Source organism: Dokdonella sp. (assembly GCF_049593775.1).
Classification (GTDB): domain Bacteria; phylum Pseudomonadota; class Gammaproteobacteria; order Xanthomonadales; family Rhodanobacteraceae; genus Dokdonella.
This window is the reverse complement of the sequence record NZ_JBAWHJ010000308.1, coordinates 1-2,340: the sequence shown is the minus strand read 5'-3', so window position 1 is coordinate 2,340 and position 2,340 is coordinate 1. Positions and strand designations below refer to the sequence as shown.

Genomic DNA, 2,340 nt, shown 5'->3' with positions numbered 1-2,340 from the left:
CATTCACCTACCCGGGACTTCGCATGGCTGGCCAAGGCAATTCACTTCGCGCAATCTTTTTCGCACTGGGCGCCAATTTCGCCATCTTTGTTGCCAAAAGCGTGGCAGCAGCAATTACCGGTTCCGGCGCCATGCTGGCCGAAGCGGTCCATTCGCTGGCTGACTGCGGCAACCAGGGCTTGCTGCTACTGGGGATTCATCAGGCGAAAAAACCTCCGTCCCCGGACTACCCACTTGGCTATGGCAAGGCGGTGTACTTCTGGTCCTTCCTTGTGGCGCTCATGTTGTTCAGTGTCGGCGGCATGTTTTCGCTGTATGAAGGCATCCACAAGTTGAGTACGGGCGAGCCGCTCAAATCGCCCTGGATCGCCATTGGCGTGCTGGTCTTCGGCATCATTGTCGAGGGAATTTCCATGCGGGCCTGCATGATCGAGGTCAACAAGGCTCGTGGCGGTCGATCACTCTGGCAATGGTTCCGGCAGAGCCGCCAGGCAGAGTTGGTGGTTATTTTTGGAGAAGATCTGGCGGCACTGCTCGGCCTGGTATTTGCGCTGTTTGCGGTTGGCTTGTCGATGCTTACCGGCAATCCGATCTGGGATGCCATTGGTACACTTGCCATCGGTGTGCTGCTGATTGTTGTTGCCGTATTCATCTCGATTGAAGTCAAGGCGATGCTGATCGGACAAAGCGTTGATTCCGACACCAGAAAGGAAATGCTCGAATATCTCGAGCAACGGTCAGAGATTGCACAGGTCTACAACTTGCTGACCTTGCAGCTCGGCAACGATGTCATGGTATCGGTCAAGGCAAGAATGCGTGAAGACACGTCGGCAAACGGCATGATCAAGCAGATCAATACTGTCGAACGTGAATTCCGCAGCCACTTTTCTGCCGTAAGGTTCAGTTTTTTCGAGCCGGACAATTCCGACCACGAAGAAGAGAATCCGCAATAGGAGCCTGGAAACACGCTTCACTTCGACAGGCTCAGGACAGGCTCGGCTCAGAGCCTGCCCCGGACTCGATGCGGAGGCGAACGGGTGAGGTGGGGCTGACCCTTTCAGTGCGAAATCGTAGTGTTCAACAGCCCAATCAATCGTTGTATATCGCCCCCGTACCGACGCCGATACCAATACTGATTCGTGGCTGGCTGTCGAACATGAATCCCCAGGGCCAGATGTTGACTGCCGACGCCTGGATGGCGGGGTAGGGGTATTCCCTTCCATCGACGATGCCGCTCCAGATTCCGGTAATCACGCCCTGTGTGGTCAGATGCCGCCCCGGTGCGTATTCAAGGGGGTTCGCAAGGCCAGGCACGATGAGCATGAAGCGTCCGATGCTGTCTGCATCCGGAGCCGGCTGTTGCGCACGATTGAGTGGAAAGGCGATGACTTCCATACGTGTATTGCCTTCGGCAATTTCCATGGAGACGATCCGTCCTCCCCATAGTATTTCTGCGCCAGCGTAGGCATCCGGGGACTGCTGCACGTCGATCGGCGCAATCTGCAACGTGTTTGCGACATCGCGAAAAACAGGCGCCGCGCAACCTGCGCTCAGGGCAAGTGCAAGGGCAATGACTGATCGGGAAAATCGGTTCGTGTCCCATGCCATGTTCGAGAATCGGACAGTAGCAGCTGGTCAGTCCTGAACCAGCCAGTCAAGCCTGTGCTGCCCAAACCGGCTCTGGGACAACAGTTCCTGCAACGCGGGCAGGAGCTCTTCCAGTTGGCGATCGAACTTCCAGGGCGGGTTGATGATGGCCATGCCGCAGCCGTTCAGACGCAGCGCGGAGTTGTCCGGGTGGATCAAGAGCTCGGCTACCAGGACCTTGCCGAAACCGCTCTTGGCCAGCCAGCGGTGGAACGGTTGGACTTGCTGGCGCAACTTGATCGGATACCAGATGGTGTAGATCCCGTTGGCCCAACGTTTTGATGCATCAGCCAGGGCGCCCTCAATGATCCGGAATTCGTCGTCCTGTGCTTCGAACGGTGGATCGATCAGGACAAGCCCACGCCGCTCCTTTGGCGGCAGCAGGGCATTCATTGCGGCGTAGCCATCCCGCTCGTGAACCGAAAAGCGCGAATCCCCGCGGAACAGTGATTTCAGGGCAGCGCATTCCTCCGGTTGCAGTTCGCAAAGCGTGCCGCGATCAATATCGCGCATGAGCAGACTGGCGATCAGGGGTGAGCCCGGGTAGACACTGAGTTCCTCGTGGCCGGCATTGAGTGAGCGGACCAGGTTGACGTAGACATGCAGCAAGGTGGGCACCCTCGACGCTGCGAGCAGGCGGTGTATGCCGTCCGCCGCCTCGCCGGTGCGTTTTGCTTCGCTGCCGTCGAGCTG

General features: G+C 57.8%; 3 protein-coding genes. 1 reads left to right on the top strand and 2 read right to left on the bottom strand.

Annotated features, from left to right (window positions below; translation table 11 throughout):
- Positions 1-23: 23 nt before the first annotated feature.
- A complete protein-coding gene (locus WBP53_RS10790; protein ID WP_423928772.1) occupies positions 24-953 on the top strand; it encodes a cation diffusion facilitator family transporter in 930 nt (309 codons plus the stop codon).
- A gap of 136 nt (positions 954-1,089) precedes the next feature.
- Here WBP53_RS10790 and WBP53_RS10785 read toward each other — a convergent pair whose 3' ends face one another.
- On the bottom strand, positions 1,090-1,608 hold the full coding sequence (locus WBP53_RS10785) for a Slp family lipoprotein (protein WP_423928770.1): 519 nt from the start codon (positions 1,606-1,608) through the stop codon (positions 1,090-1,092).
- Between the two features lie 27 nt (positions 1,609-1,635).
- Positions 1,636-2,340, bottom strand: a 705-nt coding sequence (locus tag WBP53_RS10780) for a 23S rRNA (adenine(2030)-N(6))-methyltransferase RlmJ (protein ID WP_423928768.1), incomplete at its 5' end; no start/stop codon positions are given.

What these genes read in the sequence shown, in the direction of transcription:
- WBP53_RS10790 (WP_423928772.1), top strand. Translation starts at nt 24, where the DNA reads ATGGCTGGCCAAGGCAATTCACTTCGCGCAATCTTTTTCGCACTGGGC.
- WBP53_RS10785 (WP_423928770.1), bottom strand. Translation starts at nt 1,608, where the DNA reads ATGGCATGGGACACGAACCGATTTTCCCGATCAGTCATTGCCCTTGCA.